We start from the raw sequence: 15,465 nt of genomic DNA on the forward strand, positions 1-15,465 counted from the left end.
GTGATTATTTTGAATTGTTCTTAAGTTAAGCGGTTCTCTATCTGCTCTCTCAGCAGCAATGCTCCCGTCCTTTTGGGTCGGGTCATACTTTTTGGGGAAAGGATAGACCCATGAAAAAACGTAATGTGCTGGCCGCATCGGCCCTGGCGCTTCTCGTGGCTGCCCCTGTATTCGCGCAGGGCGCTTTGGTTGGCGTTGACACTCTGGATGATCGTATCGACGACATTCAAGAAGACGTCGCAGATGATCTGAACAATGCAGATAAACGCGACCGTCTGAGCAACCAATATGCGCAAGGCTGGACCGGTAGCGTCGCGCTTGGCTTGTCGGCGACATCGGGAAACACTGACACCGCCGATCTCGATCTTGCTGGTCGTTTCCGCTATGGCAACGGCCCTTGGAACCATACTTTTGGCTTCGCGGCTGAGTTCGCTGAAGACAACGGCGTGCGCAACAAGGAAGAGATTTACGCGACTTATGACGTGAACCGCTATTTCAACGAACAGTTCTATCTGTTTGGTCTGGGCTCGGTCCGTTATGACAATTTCGACGCGAACAAGATCGACGCGTTTCTGGGCTTTGGTCCTGGTTACCGCGTGATCAACGAACCCAACATGAGCTGGCGCGTACAGGCTGGCCCCGGCGTTCGTTATGTCGAAACTCAAAGTGGCGTAGGCTCGACTGAAGTGGCTGGCATCGTGTCGTCGCGTTTCTACACCGACTTCACAGAAACGGTATCTCTGTCGATGGACACGGATGTGCTGTTCTCGGACGCGGACACGACTATTACCAATGATCTTGGTGTGAACTTCAAAGTCACCGATCGGATGTCGACACGCGTGTCATATCGCACAGAATGGAACAGCGATCCACTGCCCGGCTTCGAAAGTGCTGACAACTCGTTGGGCGTGTCCCTCGTGTACGGCTTCTGACCTAGCCTGTTTTCCCTCAAGACTTGGGGCGGAGCAATCCGCCCCTTTTTTTTGAAGCGGCCCGTGGGGTTAAAAAGTAGACTGCACATCGGGATGTTGCGAAGGTCGAGAAACTAAGTAAACAGCCCTCGCACGAAGGTTCTTACGCCACCCTACTTTCCAGCCCTTACCTGTCGATGTTCACGACTCCCTTTGACAATGGTGCTGCTCGTCGAAGCGGCCTCTGGTGCATCATGCGGTATGCACTCATTGTCACTTTGGAAGCGTTGGAGGCAGGCATCGACTTGCAAGCCCATGTAGCCAAAACAGCAGAAGCTACAATGCAGCGAAAATCTCCGCTAGTGCAGATCTCACTTCTGGAGTTCGAACTTGACTGTCTGCTTCTGACGCGTAACTAATTGCGTTTCGCACTTGCAGCGAAAGTCTGCTTCCCGCCTAAACCTCAGAACCACTTAGCCGGAAACATCAGCAATAGCTGATCAAGCTCATCATTTTGTTCTGGTTCGAGTTGGGAGCGGAGTTCTTGCATCGTTGGGTCCCTGCCCCATCTTCTCTCGTGCACGCCTTTGATAGAAAACAGAGTCACTCGGCGCTTTAGTAGCGCTGCCAGGAAGCCATGTGTTTTACGGCGTACTGATATGGAGGACGCGCGGTAAGGTCGGTCCATTGACGTAATGTTGCGAGGGTTGGGTCGCGCTGGGAAGGCGACACTAGAAAAGAGGTCGATCGGTGCGCGATCATACGGATTGGCTTTCATAAGGATATTTGCGAACGCCAAAATGAAATTCTGAAATTCTCGCTTGTTTTTGGTCTTTGACCGCTCAGACAGGCTCTTCTCAAGTTCCATTTCTAATTGGATCGCACCGTTCCAAGCAATCTGCACACGGCGGTTGTCGCGCAGTTGTATGGTGGTTGATGCGGACATATCAGGGAGCCCGAGTTGGGTTCCATAGGGGGAACCACATGCACTACAAGCGAGTATGACGTTGCTGCCGTCAAACACAAATGTCGGTCCTGCCTCGCGATCATTGCAGGCCAAACAATGCGTCGTAAGCGGCCTTCTATGCCTCAAACAGAACGTCCGAGTGATGAGCCGCCACGACAAACGCAGAAACTGATCGTGACCGTTGAGTTGGTCCATGAGTAGACAGCGCGGGCACCATGCGAAGAACGGAACCTTGCTAAAATGATCGCCGCCCATATTGCACCCCCCTGCCCGTCTCAGCCACTTCGTATGAACGCCGGGTTTAGCCGTTGGAAATGTAAGCAACTCCAGCCTGCGTTTGATGGGGTCCAGCGCATCATTAAGGCCGGCTAGAACAACACCGTGATCCAACGCATCCAGATCCTCAGGCAACGCAATCGGGTTCATGTAGTCATCAGACTGGAAAAGGCTTCGAAGGTATGAGCGGTAATCCATGGAGTTCATGGCCGCCGCACGACTTATGAATGATGTTAGGCTTTCCATGTCATAGGGCGTGACCTTCATACGGGCAGGTCCTGGTCGCGATATTTTAGCCAGGTGTCGAGATCCAAACGCTCACTGCCAGACACGATTGCGTAAATCGCAAAGCCAGTAAGAACCTGCATCACGGTTTTGCAGATGCCATGCGTTTTGGTGATGATGGCCTTTCTCAGTTTGGGGTCACTGGATAATCCCCCCTCCTCCTTGACTGGGCACCATCGCTCGAACCCTTCTAGAAATTCGATGAAGTCATCTTCTGCGGGTGTCCATGCTCGATACTTAAGCTGAAGAGACCGCCCGAGAATTTGCTCGTCTTCCATCGCCCATCGCCAAATGCGTGGTGCTCCCGTTAGGACAACCCGGATGTCATATTTGGACATCAGATAGTGGACGTAGTTTTGATACGAGATTCTATGTTTTTTCTCGAAGCTGTTGATACGATGAAAATCCTCCAGGATAACGATACGTGTGCCCACATGGCCGAGAAGTTCGAGAGTTTTCGAATATGATATTTGGCGAACGAGTGGTCCATATCCTGGGATTTTGAGTTCGGCGCGGAGCGCGTCGCAATAGTCGATGATATCACCACTCGGATGAATGAGTTCATTTACGACGGGGACTACTTGTCTTCCGCTTGGCCCGTTGGTCGTCTGAGGGTGCTGTGATGCGAACTCCTCTAGAATGCGTGTGAGGCCCATCCCCGATGGCGCGGTTATGAACACAAGCTTGTTGTCGCAATCAGACGGGGCTTGAACCAATTCGTCGAGACGGCTTCGAAACGCACGCCTTGCTGACGTATCGAAATAGGCGCCCTTACGGATGTAGTGAATGCGCTCCGGGACCGATGCCTTCGACATGTCGGGAAAGTGCTGCGTAGGGCCCCTGCTCATGACAATTTCCCCCGCTCAGAGAAACCTCGAAACCCGCCGAGATCACGAATATCGCGACCTTGCGGCAAGGAGCTCATTTCAGATGAGGTTGCAGCTTTCTTGCGTTTGCGCGCGTCTGCCAGGATCTGTTTTCGGAAGTCATGCGCCTCCGCAGCGTCTGGAACGCTCAGAGAAGCATTTAGCCGTTCTTCCCGTGTTTTGCGCAGTTTTTGGAACTCATCGACCGACAACGGGTTACGCGGAAAGTGTTCACCTCGCGCTTCGTAGTATGTTTCGTTATCAGCGCTGAACTGAACTATGCGAATGTCGGTTGGATCATATTTGATAGTGATGTTTTGAACACCGCAGTTTTTCATCTTCTGAAGGTGTTCTGAGCGATAGAACATCCCGAACAGCTCCAGCCCTTCCCGCTGGATATTGCGGTTCTCGAAAGGTAAAAAATCAAGACGGAAACGTTCTGGATCAGATGGTAGATGCGGCCGAGACTTACTCTCCCGCCATCTGACGTTCCAGGCGTTCATTGGCGAAGTCAGCAAGCGGCGCTTTCTGTCGTGAACGTAGTCCCGAAGAATAAATTCGAGCAGGAGTCTTTCAACGTCACGTAAGGAGAGCGTCGCCTGCTTTTCAGGCTGATAGGTTCCCTTTTTTTCGATGTTTGAGAATGTGGTTCCGGGAAGGGTGTGAACAAAGGTTTGGATTGTTCCGATGAAACGCTCGACATGCCCACCTAAATGTGGCTGTGCCACAGGGCGGAAAATATGCTCAACACCGTACTGTTCCAACCCCCAGTTAAAGGCTTCTGATTTGAGATCGGTCCCGTTGTCGCTGCTGATCACAAGTGGCAGCCCATAAACAGGCCATTCATAGGGGATTCCCAGTTCAGCGAGGTATTCCGCCTTGGGAAAAACAGATCGATGAAAGGCTTTCATGAGATTGATTGCCGATGGTGCATTCATCGACAGGTAAATTCCGGTTGGCATCCTCGTCGCGATATCAAGCAGAACCGTTAGATATGGTCGTCCTATGCATTCACATGTGTCTGGGTCGACAACCATTATGTCCAACACTGTGTGATCAATCTGAACAACAGCAAGCGGGTCTTTCACTACATATCTGCCTCGGATGATCTGATAGGCTTGCCGAGCTGCCGTCCCGCCATGACGTTTTAGCTTAAGCACTCGGTCTGGGATCGTTTCAATCCGGTTAGTTAGAGCTGTTTTTGAAATCCCTGGGAGGCCCAAATCTGATAATTCACCGTTGATCTGCTTGAGAGCCTTTGCAACGGAGATCTTGTTTCGCTTAAGGAACACCTTGCGAAGGTAGTCATAGACGACTTTCTCAGTCTCATCGCAGAACCTGATACTCATCTTCTTGGGGCCGGGTTTAGAACGTCTAAGGGCAGCAGCACGGTCATTGGCGCGTAATCGATTCAGCAACCGATAAGCGGACGATTTTGAGATTTCATGTGCCCTGCAAAAATCCTTCACAACTGCGTTCGACTGAAAACCGGTATGAATGTATGGGGCTAGGTCTTTACGAAGAGCAAACGCCCTTGCCCATTCGCGCTCATCGCGCGCAATGTCGTTCTTCGACATGATCGTCGCCCTGACAACAAGGCACATCGACAGGCTCGAAAAACCGAGTGACAGCCTTGACTTTGAAGTTTGATTGGAGATGATCGAGAAGACTGGATTGAAAAGTCACTCGATCTTGTGGAAACCTATGTGTTGGAGCACATGGGTTTTTGCTTTTTCAGGGCCAGGTCATGTCGCACCTCCCTCTTGCCTATAGCGATCGGGCCAAAGCAATTCGGGTGTCGTATTCAAGCGATCGGCGATAGCCTGCTCAATACGCTTTGACCGTCTGGCTCCTCGAGCAACGTCCGTGACGGCGGTGTGCGACACTCCAACATCACGTGCGATGGATCTGAGCGTAACACCGGCGGATTTTAGGTCTGCCTTCAGATCGGAATACGAAATGACCATCTTGAACTCTCATAGCTTCTGTGCAGAGTGAAAGCTTCCAATGGATTCGAGTCAAGACTTTGTTATTAAACGATATTACAATATCGTGGCTCGCGTTATAATACCGTGACAAGCTTCCTTCGATTGTTCGGTGAAAAGTATTCCGACGGGAAAACGCATCGTCGATTCCGCGAAGCGACCCCCAATTTACAAACCCAAAAAAAGAGGATGAGGCTTTCCCAAAATACATCACCCCACAACACGGTTTGGCACTCGTGAACCTAGAGCTTCACGGTTGTGTAGACGTCAATGGCGCGAATTACCTTTGCGACATGGGCTTCATCTCGCCCGCTCTGATCACTTGCACAGGCATTCGCGGCCGCACTCTAAACTTTCAGGCGGTCCAACGAGAATTGACTGCGCATATCGAAACAGGAAGAATGCTGGCTGCATTGGCTGTTGAACACCCGTTTATCCTCGAAGCCAGGGAACGGATGAACATCGATCAGTTCCGTTCTCAGGATGCGGTCGTGTTTGATGAAGGCCAACTGAACAAGCTGTCCCCCACAGAACTGATAGACGCAATCAAACGCTCCGCGACAAGTTGGCGACCATAACATTTACATTTTCTGATTGGCGACGAGTAGTGTTCAAGTGATGTGTTCCGCTACTCTACTGTCTCGCCGGGATTTCCCGCAAGGCTGGCTTCGAGCATCGCCAAATGCTCTGAAGGCATTTCTTCGGCAGAGAAAACCCGCAAGTCATCTTTCCGGAAAAGCTGTTCATACTCCCGGACGGTCATCAGCACAAAACGAGGCTTCTTATGCCTGGTGATTGCAACTGGCCCCTGTCTGGCAGCCTCAAGAACATCGCCTAGTGTTTGTTTCAGTGCAGTTGATGAGAAAAAACGCATTCGACACCTCATTTGTCCAAAATAGACATTATAGACAAAACACGTGCGTACAACTCGGAGCATCGTTTGGCTGCAAGCCTGTGCGATCAGATGGATGGCTCATCACGCTTTAATGCCCGCTGTAGAGTGCTGCGATTTACACCAAGGATTTCTGCCATTCCGGACACGGTTTCGCGTTTTGCTTCGATAGCGGTCTTCGCGTGCTGGATTTGCGCCAGCGTTAGCGCCGGCGGACGCCCAAGTCGTTTGCCCCGCTTCTTGGCGGCACGCAGGCCCGCCTTCGTCCGCTCCTGGATCAGATCACGCTCAAACTCAGCCAAGGCGCCCATGATATGAAACACCAGCCGTCCACCTGCGGTCGTCGTGTCGATCCCGTCTGTCAGGCTGCGGAATTCGATACCAAGGTCGCCGAAGAGCTTCAGTAGGTGGATCAGGTCAGCGATGGACCGCCCTACCCTGTCCAGCTTCCAGACAACCAAAACGTCACCCTCACCCAGCAACTCCATAGCCTCGGAAAATCCAACGCGGCTCTCTGCTGCCGTTGCACCGCTCTGCGCTTGGTCTGTGATGATACGGTCGCATCCGGCTTCGGTCAGCGCCTCGATCTGTAGATCGAGGTTCTGTTCCTCTGTAGACACCCGTGCATATCCGATTTTCATCTAAACATTTTGCATGGGGTTTTTGCGGCAGTCCAGCACTTTCGGATTCAATGACTTAGCAACAGCTGGAAAATTGCTGCAAAAAGGGTCCTTTTCGCGGCACAGATGTCGAAACAGTCGTTCATGATTGGCGCGGCGAAAGAGGAAAAAGAGCCCATCTTGACCAATGCTGCAATCGACACGTATGTCTGGTCCGGCGAAGTAGCTTATACTGGCATTTCGATTTTTACTTTAAGAAACAACACATGATCGACTTTAATACTCTTCTCATCTTCATACCCATCGCACTCGCGCTGAACCTTACACCGGGCGCGGATATGCTCTTTTGTTTGGGCCAAGGGGTGAAGTCTGGTCCAAGGGCAGGAATTGCAGCGTCGTTGGGCATTGCGACGGGTTCATTCATTCACGCACTAGCAGGAGGTTTAGGACTAGCTGCGCTGATCGCAGCGAACCCAGTTGCTTTTGAAATCATCAGGTGGGCTGGGGTGAGTTACCTATTATATCTTGCCTACAAGGCATTTACCTCTTCAATTGGCGCTTTGGAGCCGGCGAGGTTGGGCTTCTCTCAGAATTGGCAAGCATGGAAAGATGGGGTTTGGGTTTGCCTTCTGAATCCAAAGGTCGCCATTTTTATGCTGGCGTTGGTCCCACAATTTGTTGATCCCGATAAAGGGTCAGTTCTCGTTCAGTTCTTGGTTTTTGGTATGATCCTAAACATCGGCGGAACAGTGATAAACGCATTGATCGGCGGGTTTGCGGGTGGGATCGGTAAATTCTTGGCCCAAAACAAGAGAGCTGCCAGCGGCCTGCAATATCTCACAGGCTTCGTTTTTGTGGGATTAGCAGCAAAGCTTGCCTTTGATCGACGCTAAAATGAAGCTGGTAGTCGTAACTGATATTTTTGGTAAACCATCACTTCGCGATTGTTTATCTGCAAACCTGACTGAGCTTGAAGAAGTTCAGCGGTTTTCACTCGGGGATTTGTGTCACCGTGCCTATCTATCGGGCGAAGAGCTGCACCATCATTTGTTTACTGAAGGGGGCATAACGGTAGCTGCGTCGGCACTGCGCAACCTAATTTGTGATGGAAGTTTTGGGTTGGGATACAGCGCCGGTGGTACTGCGCTGTGGCAAGCAGTCATCAGTGGAATGCCGTTGGCAGGCCTCACATGCGTATCTTCGACAAGACTACGAAATGAGAGGGCCGCTCCAGTTCAAACACATACATTTTTTGGAGCATTGGACAAAGGCCAGCCGTCCACAGACTGGTTAACAACGGTCCCAAACACATATAAAGTTTTCAGTGGCTTAGAACACAGTTTTTACCTCGATCATGTCGATGATAAGGCGCTAAAGGCGCGTTCTGCTATCTGCGCGGCCATAATGTCGATGGCTGGGTAAGTAAAATGTCAGTAACGGCCTTTTTGATAATTGGCATCGCGAACCAGACATTGGCGCAGCTGCAGCGAATGCTCACTTCGTCCCGCATGTTACCAGTTCGTGCGCCGCGCCGCGAAGGTCTGCTATGGCCCCTGCCCCAGTCTCATTAATGAAAAATGCTAAGTGATTGTTCTCATTGCAGGGGCAGTCTCATCATTAAAGGACTCCGACAGATAGGTAAAAGACCCTCAAAAAAGAGACTCCTGTTTCGAGACTCGATCTACAGAGATCTTCTCGCGCACTGCCCCTTCAGCAAGGGTGCGCAGGTTTAGCGCTGTTGAGGATACGCTGTTTGAACTGATTGAAGCTATCGCGGTGCATCAAAGACATCAGCGAACTCATCTGATGTGTCCTCGACCATGCAAGTCACGACAGCATTGCAGTGGGACGTTCCAAAAAATGACAGATGTGAAACGTTGCGCCAGCTGGCGGTTTGCAAGCTTCGGTTTGGTGGTGATGGAGAACATGCACGGTCGCTTACAACAGGATCACACCAGGCGACCAATCCAGACGCGAGATGCTTTCCCGACCCCCTACCCTTACCGACGCTGGATATGATCGTCCGAAATAAGTTAAGATCTTGATGAGTGCGGCTTGCTGATCGTGCTGGTCACTGACGCGATCGCATCTTTTGGCCCGAAGCTTGACGCGTTTGTGGGTGACAGCCAGCCCGCCAAGGTCGTCGCACCCCCCGCAACTCTGGGTCGACGCAAACCGAAATCGCGACATGAGGCATCTAATGGCACACAAGCACGATACCATCGACGACTATATAAGCCGTTGCAATCCAGCGGTCAGGCCGTTGCTGGAAGAGTTGAGAAGCTTTGTTCTCACGACGCTGCCAGGCGCGACGGAAGGCATGCAATACGGCGCGCCGATTTTTCGAAACGCGCACGGGGTCCCGGTGATCTATCTGTTCGGTTCGGAAACGCACGCGAATTTCGGCTTCTTGAGAAGCTATGATTTGACCGATCCCGACGGTATTTTGAAGGGGTCTGGAACGCCCAGCAAACATATCCGCGTGCAACTGGGCAAGCCATTCGACAAGGCCTTGCTGAGCGAATTCGTCAGGCAATGCGAAACCATAAAGACCAAGAGCTGACAGCCCAATCGGCCCAACAAAAAGATGGTAGAGAAGCAATGACCGACGCAGCGACAATGAAAGCCGTCGTCTTTCACCAATACGGCCCACCGCAAAAGCTTTCCGTTGGGCAGGTGCCTGTCCCGGCCCCGGCACCGGGTGAAATCCTGGTGCGCATTCATGCGACGACCGTTAACCGCACCGACACGGCCACGCTGCGGGCCCACCCGTTCTTTGCCCGCGCCATGACGGGGCTTCTGCGCCCGAAGATGCAGACGCTCGGGATGGATTTTTCCGGGACCGTCGAGGCACTGGGCGACGGCGTGACCGCCTTTCAGCTAAGCGACCGGGTGTTTGGCATCTCGCCAGACATGTTTGGCGCGCATGCCGAATTTCTTTGCCTGCTCGCTGACGGGATGGTCGCCCACATTCCTGAAAACCTTCGGTTTGACGAGGCTGTGGTCGGTGAAGGTGCATGGTATGCCAGTTCGACAACCGGACTGCTTTGCGAGGGGCAACGGTGCCTGATCTACGGCGCGTCGGGGGCCATCGGCACCGCTGCGGTTCAGCTTGCCAAATCACGGGGCGTGGAGGTGACGGCCGTCGTCGGCCAACGGCATCTGTTGCTTGCGGAGCGGCTTGGTGCGGACAGAATTATCAACTCCGAAAAGGAAGATTTCACACAGATCGGCGAAACCTTCGATTTGGTTTTTGATGCCGTGGGAAAAACATCTTGGTTCGCTTGCCGCAAGTTGTTGAACAAGAACGGAATTTTCACTGCAACCGATCTTGGCCCCTATTGGTCAAATATCCTTCTGGGTCTGTGGTGCACGATCACGGGCAGCCGTCGGGTGCGCATCCCATTCCCGCAAGTTTCACCGGAATTCATCCGACACCTCGCAACTCTGATGGCAGAGGGGCGGTTCAAGGGCGTCTTTGACCGCAGCTATCCATTGGAAGACATCGTCGAGGCTTTTCGGTATGTGGAAACGGGGCAAAAGACCGGCATTGTCGTGATCAACATTCCGTAGCGTGGGCTCGTTTCAGGGCCTGATCACCAATTTGCCTTTCACGTCGCCAAGACCGGTGCGCCGCAAAGCTTCGGGTACCGACGACAGTGGCAAGGTGGCTTCCAGATGCGGCGTTAATTTCCCTTCGACGGCCATTTGCGCGACCCTTTCGGTCAGGTTCCGGCCACTGGGAACAATCAGCATCCCGATGGATTTGTTCTGAAAACGAAAGCGCAGACCACCGAACACGAGGGGCAGCAAGGCACTCACATTGCCGCCGACCGCCCGGTAGACGCCGCCGTTGGACATAGCTTGGGCGATATTGCCCGGACCGCGCGTGGCGACCATATCCAAAATGCGGTTCCATTGCTGTCCTGAACTCGCGAAATCCTGCTCGCGATAGTCAATCACCTCATCGGCCCCCAAGGATTTGAGCCACTCGATCTTGCTGGCGTTGTCCACCGCCGTGACATGCGCGCCCGCCGCTTTCGCAAGTTGCAGCGCCATGGTGCCCGATCCACCGCCGGCGCCATTTATCAAGAACGCGTCACCGGGTTTGAGCCCTTCCGTTCCCGCAACCGCGATGCCGCCAGCCTGCGGTAAACACGCGGCAACCTCGTTGCAGAGCTGGTCCGGAACCTTGGCCATCTCGGCGACAGACACGCAGGCATATTGCGCGAACCCACCGCGGTGCATGACCACATCGCCCATGACCCGGTCGCCGATCTGAAAGTCAGTGACATTCGGGCCAAGCTTGTCGACGACGCCAACAATGTCAGATCCCAGGACTTGGTGCTTCGGCTTCGTCAAACCGCCCACGAGGCGCGCATACAGGGGCGATCCAATCAGATATTCCCAGTCGGAAAGGTTTACAGCGCAGGCCAAAACCTTGACCCGGATCTGTGATTTGGCAGGTTCCGGGACCGGAATATCGGCAAGTTGCAGGTGTTCCGGCCCTCCATACCTATCCTGAATGATGGCTTTCATCGGGCCTCCTTGGCATCCGCGACGTTCGGCAAATGTGCTTGCATGACCAGAGTGCACTGGTTCAAGGGCGCGTTCAATCATTCTCCATCAAGGCGAGGCTCAGGCACAAGCCGGGACGCGGTGTGCTCTGATCAACTTGCCCCCCTCCGCCTGAATTCTCGTTCCGCGCAGCCGCCGGGCACAAGGTTTGGGCGCGCGCTTTCGGCCATAAACCGCCGACAGGGTTGCGGGAAAAGTTGACCGTTCAAGGAAATGCTGCGACACTTTTAGGTAGATTAGGCAATGCGGTAGCAACCACTGACTGAGCGCGAGAAGTTCTAAGGAAGTCAGTATGGACGCCGCATGACCGAGGGTTAAACCCGGTCAGATGATGCTTTTTCAACTCGGTGAGGCGTGTTCGAAGTTTTCGCATCATTCGCGGCGGTTTCCGCGTGCTTACTGGGCCCGTTTGGTTTGAGTGTGGTTTCTTTGATGTGGTCCAGCCGTTTTGAAGAATGGAACAGGCCCAAATCTGCAGTTTCTTTTCGGGCCTCGTGATAACCGGGAGGACATCTTTTGGCCCGCAATCCAGTTTCCGGAAACATCATTGATCGCCTGACGACACTTGGCGATATCAGCACCAATCTTAGTTCTCTCGCGGTCGATTTGGCCGAACTGATCAACCCGCCGCCGGTGCACCTTTCGGCACTCAGGATCGACGACTTCCTGTCGCTGGACTTCTTTCTTTACAACATGAGGCTTTCACCGGGCGACAACCCGATGGCGGTTCGCCGTAATCAAGCGCGCCCGGCCTATTTGGTGGCGCAGTTTCAAGGCCAGGCGTTCGGCGAAAAAGCCTATACCTGGTCCGGCAATCAAGCGACATCTGAAGTGCCCGATGCCCCACCCGAAACCCTGACCAAGGCGATCTTGGCGGGCCCAAGCCGGCTGGCCTTTCGCATGCCCTTGGTGGTGACAAAGCTACCACTGACCTTCGAGGCGTTCTTGCAAGCCTGCCGGACCTGGCCAATGAGCCTCGACAACCTCGCGGCACCCTTGCCACAAGGCTTTTCCGAAGATTTGCCAATTCCGGGCTTGTTGCTGGGCATTTTCAACAGCCTTGTCCTGTCCTCGGCAACCGCCCGCTCGGTGCTCGAGGGGGCAGGATTTCGTGATATGCGGCCCGGATTTGGCGAGGCCACAGTCGGTGACCGGGCGGCGGCTGTCGAACGCGCGGCACGTCTGGCCGGGCGCGCCGTTCTTGATCGGGTCCGTCGCGACCTTGCCGCTGGCGCATTGAACGAAAAAGACCTCGCGGCCTTTGCCGACCAGCAGGTTCGCATCGCCGCGCGAACAGCACGGCTTTCGCCGTCCGACCGCCCGGCCGTCCGCGCGCTGGTAGATCTGGAAGTCGCAGAAGAGGTCGCCCGGCCAAGTTTCGGCGCGGTGCGACCGCTGGTCGTGTCCGAGCTTGCCAGGATCCCTGGTTTTCTTCAGCTGTTTCTGAGACCACACAAGCCCGCATTGACCGTAACCGCGCTTGAACTGCCCTATCGCCTGTATCAAAGCCCAATCGAGCCGTCCGGCTGGACCCATGCGTTGACCCCGGTCAAACGCGGTCCGCGAACCGAACTGTGGCACACGCGGCTGGCGACGAAGGTGAACGGCACCGCAGACGAGGCCGCACCGGATCACCCGATGCTGCGGGCGATCTGGTCGCCCGACTACCAAAAACCGAACAATCCACAACCCTTCACGATGCCCATGACCGCCGAGGACCGGAGCGATATCGTGCGCCTGACCGCGGGCTTTGACGAACAAACCATCGAAGGCGACAGCACGACGCCGACGCCCTATATCCCGAAACCGGTTACGTCATACCGCACGATGCTGACGGCGCTAGGCGCCTGGCTCGACAGCGAAGGCATTTGGTCACGAGCGCCCGAGAACCCCTTGGTCACGACAGAAGCCTGGCGTCACCTCTCTGCGATGGGCCGCGACTATTACGTGCGCATCATCAAGCGCGGCTCGCTTTACGGTTTTGGCCACGGAGCGTCGATCGTGACGGTCAGCGAACGCATGTTCGAACACATCCCCGGATCAAGCGATCGGGCGGCCTATTTGCGCAAATACGACTTTATTATCGTGCGCGAACCCGTGCGCCTGTACCCCGGTGATGGTCAATTGTTTGAAGGGCGCGATTTCCCGTTTCGCAAGGTCGAGATCCTGACCCAAGTGACCCCGCTTCTGCTGCCGCCGGGCTCGCATCCAGACCAGGTGGTCGGGGCGTTGTCCGCACAAGCCAATGGCAAGAAATTGTTCTGGCCGATGTATGATCCAGGCAACGGATCTAAGCAGCATGTGAAGTTCAAGATCCGCGCGACGGATATGTCGGGGCGCGAAGTGTCGTTCTCCATGCCCCTGATCTTTGTGCGCAGTGACATGAACAATTCGGCGATCTTGACCCAAGTTCACCCGGCCTACGGTGCCGACCCACGTGCCACGGTGCCGCTGGACGGTCAAATGGTCGAACTGGCGCCGCAGGTGGTCGGTGGTGACACAGAGGGCGACACGATCTTTCCAGTGCGTTCTATCACCTTCGGCGGCGCGGCACCCTCAAAGCCACTGCCACCAAACCGGACGCAATATTTCCCGATGGCGGCCGAACTCTCGGTGAATGCCCCGGCGCTTGACCAGCTCGCCAAGTTCGGCAAGCCGCTTTCGGTCGCGTTTGCCGACATTTACAAGTCGAGCGGGTTCGCAACGCCGCAAAACACCGGTCAGGTGTTCCTGAAAAAAATTGGCGGCGACACCGATCTCAGCTTCGGCGGTGGTGGTTCAGGGTCAGATGGTGTCGGCGGCATGGTGGCCCCGAACATGGAAATTACCGCGCTGTCGCGCAGCTTTGGCCCGGTCGGTGGTAACGACAGCGCCTTTGCCGGTGGCAGTTTCGATCCCGCCGACTTCTTTCCCTCGGCCAAACTGTTCGGAACCATTGATCTGAAGGACATCATCGCACCGGTGGCGGTGAGCCTGATTGGCGCAACGGTGCCCAAACTCAAGAAGGTCGAGTTTCCGGACCGGATTGAGGTTGGTTTCGAGTTCAAGCGCGAAGACATTTCGTCACCCCTGCCGATCCTTGTGACCGGCGCTGGTGGCGGCACCGATTTGACCATCAGCGCCAAGGCCGTGTCGCATTTCACCGTTGATGATCCAACCAACCCGGTCGGCACGTTCAACGGCGGTGCGCCGGATCCGGGCCTGAAAGACCCAGAAGTGATCGTCAACGCCGAGCTTACCAATTTCAAGCTGAACCTCTTTGGCTGCGTGATCATCTGGTTCGACAAATTACAGTTCAAGATGAAGGCGGGCGAGAAACCCGATGTCGACCCAAAACTGCATGACAGCGACCCAGTGGTCTTTGGCGGGCCCCTGGAATTTATCAACGCCTTGTCGGATGTTATTCCGTCAAACGGGTTCTCTGATCCGCCGATGATCGATGTAAGCCCATCGGGGATCGGCGTGGGCTATTCGCTTGCGATCCCGACTGTGGCGGTCGGTGTCTTCTCGCTGCAAAACATGTCGATCGGCGCGATGTTGCGGCTGCCCTTCGACGGCGATCCGGTCTCTATCCGCTTCAATTTTTCCGAACGCCAAAAGCCGTTCCTATTGACCGTCTCGCTCTATGGCGGCGGTGGCTTCTTTGCGCTCTCGCTTGACAATTCCGGGGTGCGGGAGGTCGAAGCGGCGTTCGAGTTTGGCGCCATGGCAGCGATCAACCTCGGGGTGGCGTCGGGCTCGGTCTATGTCAAGGCCGGCATCTATTACCACTGGGCAGATGATACAGTGGAGCTTGAGGGGTATCTCGAAATGGGCGGCGAGATGTCAGTGATCGGCATCATCTCTGTCTCGCTCAAATTCCACTTGTCCTTGGGGTATTACAAATCGGGCGGGAAGTCAGAAGTGAAGGGTCAGGCGACGCTGACCGTCGAGATCGAGATCCTGTTCTTCTCTGCCAGTGTGTCAGTGACCTGCGAGCGGCGCCTTGGCGGATCAGATGCAGACCCACTTTTCGTTGAATTTTATCCGGCGCAATCCGTCTGGGACGACTACGCAACCGCCTTCGCATAAACCGGGAGAGAGCT

The 15,465-nt window shown here is 54.5% G+C and carries 14 protein-coding genes; 7 read left to right on the forward strand and 7 right to left on the reverse strand.

All coding sequences use genetic code 11. From position 1 onward, the window contains the following. The first annotated feature begins 110 nt into the window (after positions 1-110). Positions 111-932 (forward strand): DUF481 domain-containing protein, encoded by an 822-nt coding sequence (locus ACXYMP_RS13075; protein WP_248364931.1) that lies wholly within the window; start codon positions 111-113, stop codon positions 930-932. A gap of 442 nt (positions 933-1,374) precedes the next feature. Here the strand turns inward: ACXYMP_RS13075 and ACXYMP_RS13080 are convergent, their stop codons facing one another. From ACXYMP_RS13080 to ACXYMP_RS13095, 4 genes are all read right to left on the reverse strand, one after another. Then, positions 1,375-2,421, reverse strand: a complete 1,047-nt coding sequence (locus ACXYMP_RS13080; protein ID WP_248364930.1) for a TniQ family protein — start codon at positions 2,419-2,421, stop codon at positions 1,375-1,377. Continuing rightward, the gene (locus tag ACXYMP_RS13085) at positions 2,418-3,287 is read right to left on the reverse strand and encodes a TniB family NTP-binding protein (RefSeq protein ID WP_458906850.1); all 870 of its coding nucleotides are present in this window, start codon (positions 3,285-3,287) and stop codon (positions 2,418-2,420) included. Before ACXYMP_RS13085 ends, ACXYMP_RS13080 begins: the two co-directional genes overlap by 4 nt. Next, positions 3,284-4,882, reverse strand: coding sequence for a Mu transposase C-terminal domain-containing protein (locus ACXYMP_RS13090; RefSeq protein ID WP_248364928.1), 1,599 nt, complete (start codon positions 4,880-4,882; stop codon positions 3,284-3,286). The genes ACXYMP_RS13085 and ACXYMP_RS13090 overlap by 4 nt, the downstream gene beginning before the upstream one ends. A gap of 168 nt (positions 4,883-5,050) precedes the next feature. After that, complete coding sequence (locus tag ACXYMP_RS13095) at positions 5,051-5,272, reverse strand: helix-turn-helix domain-containing protein (protein ID WP_458906852.1); 222 nt, start codon at positions 5,270-5,272, stop codon at positions 5,051-5,053. Between the two features lie 254 nt (positions 5,273-5,526). Here ACXYMP_RS13095 and ACXYMP_RS13100 point away from each other — a divergent pair, with 254 nt between their 5' ends. After that, positions 5,527-5,868, forward strand: a complete 342-nt coding sequence (locus tag ACXYMP_RS13100; RefSeq protein WP_458906854.1) for a hypothetical protein — start codon at positions 5,527-5,529, stop codon at positions 5,866-5,868. 50 nt (positions 5,869-5,918) lie between these two features. On the opposite strand, the gene ACXYMP_RS13105 is transcribed toward ACXYMP_RS13100, so the two are convergent. Next, complete coding sequence (locus ACXYMP_RS13105) at positions 5,919-6,164, reverse strand: type II toxin-antitoxin system Phd/YefM family antitoxin (RefSeq protein ID WP_248364926.1); 246 nt, start codon at positions 6,162-6,164, stop codon at positions 5,919-5,921. Between the two features lie 86 nt (positions 6,165-6,250). After that, positions 6,251-6,823 carry a recombinase family protein gene (locus ACXYMP_RS13110; RefSeq protein ID WP_248364925.1) on the reverse strand — a complete coding sequence of 191 codons (573 nt, stop codon included), beginning with the start codon at positions 6,821-6,823 and terminating at the stop codon, positions 6,251-6,253. Between the two features lie 245 nt (positions 6,824-7,068). On the opposite strand from ACXYMP_RS13110, the gene ACXYMP_RS13115 reads away from it, so the two are divergent. The 4 genes from ACXYMP_RS13115 to ACXYMP_RS13130 all read left to right on the forward strand — a co-directional run bounded on the left by ACXYMP_RS13115 (position 7,069) and on the right by ACXYMP_RS13130 (position 10,375). After that, a complete protein-coding gene (locus tag ACXYMP_RS13115) occupies positions 7,069-7,695 on the forward strand; it encodes a LysE family translocator (RefSeq protein WP_248364924.1) in 627 nt (208 codons plus the stop codon). Continuing rightward, positions 7,682-8,224 (forward strand): hypothetical protein, encoded by a 543-nt coding sequence (locus tag ACXYMP_RS13120; protein WP_458906857.1) that lies wholly within the window; start codon positions 7,682-7,684, stop codon positions 8,222-8,224. Before ACXYMP_RS13115 ends, ACXYMP_RS13120 begins: the two co-directional genes overlap by 14 nt. A gap of 778 nt (positions 8,225-9,002) precedes the next feature. Next, a complete protein-coding gene (locus ACXYMP_RS13125) occupies positions 9,003-9,365 on the forward strand; it encodes a DUF1801 domain-containing protein (protein ID WP_458906859.1) in 363 nt (120 codons plus the stop codon). 38 nt (positions 9,366-9,403) lie between these two features. Next, on the forward strand, positions 9,404-10,375 hold the full coding sequence (locus tag ACXYMP_RS13130; RefSeq protein WP_458906861.1) for an NAD(P)-dependent alcohol dehydrogenase: 972 nt from the start codon (positions 9,404-9,406) through the stop codon (positions 10,373-10,375). A 12-nt stretch (positions 10,376-10,387) separates the two neighbouring features. Here the strand turns inward: ACXYMP_RS13130 and ACXYMP_RS13135 are convergent, their stop codons facing one another. After that, entirely contained in the window at positions 10,388-11,341 is a 954-nt protein-coding gene (locus ACXYMP_RS13135; RefSeq protein ID WP_458906863.1) for an NAD(P)-dependent alcohol dehydrogenase, read from the reverse strand. Between the two features lie 555 nt (positions 11,342-11,896). Between ACXYMP_RS13135 and ACXYMP_RS13140 the strand changes: the two genes are divergently transcribed. Then, positions 11,897-15,451, forward strand: a complete 3,555-nt coding sequence (locus tag ACXYMP_RS13140; protein ID WP_298566774.1) for a hypothetical protein — start codon at positions 11,897-11,899, stop codon at positions 15,449-15,451. Positions 15,452-15,465 lie beyond the last annotated feature (14 nt).

The organism is Aliiroseovarius sp. CAU 1755, from assembly GCF_054482655.1.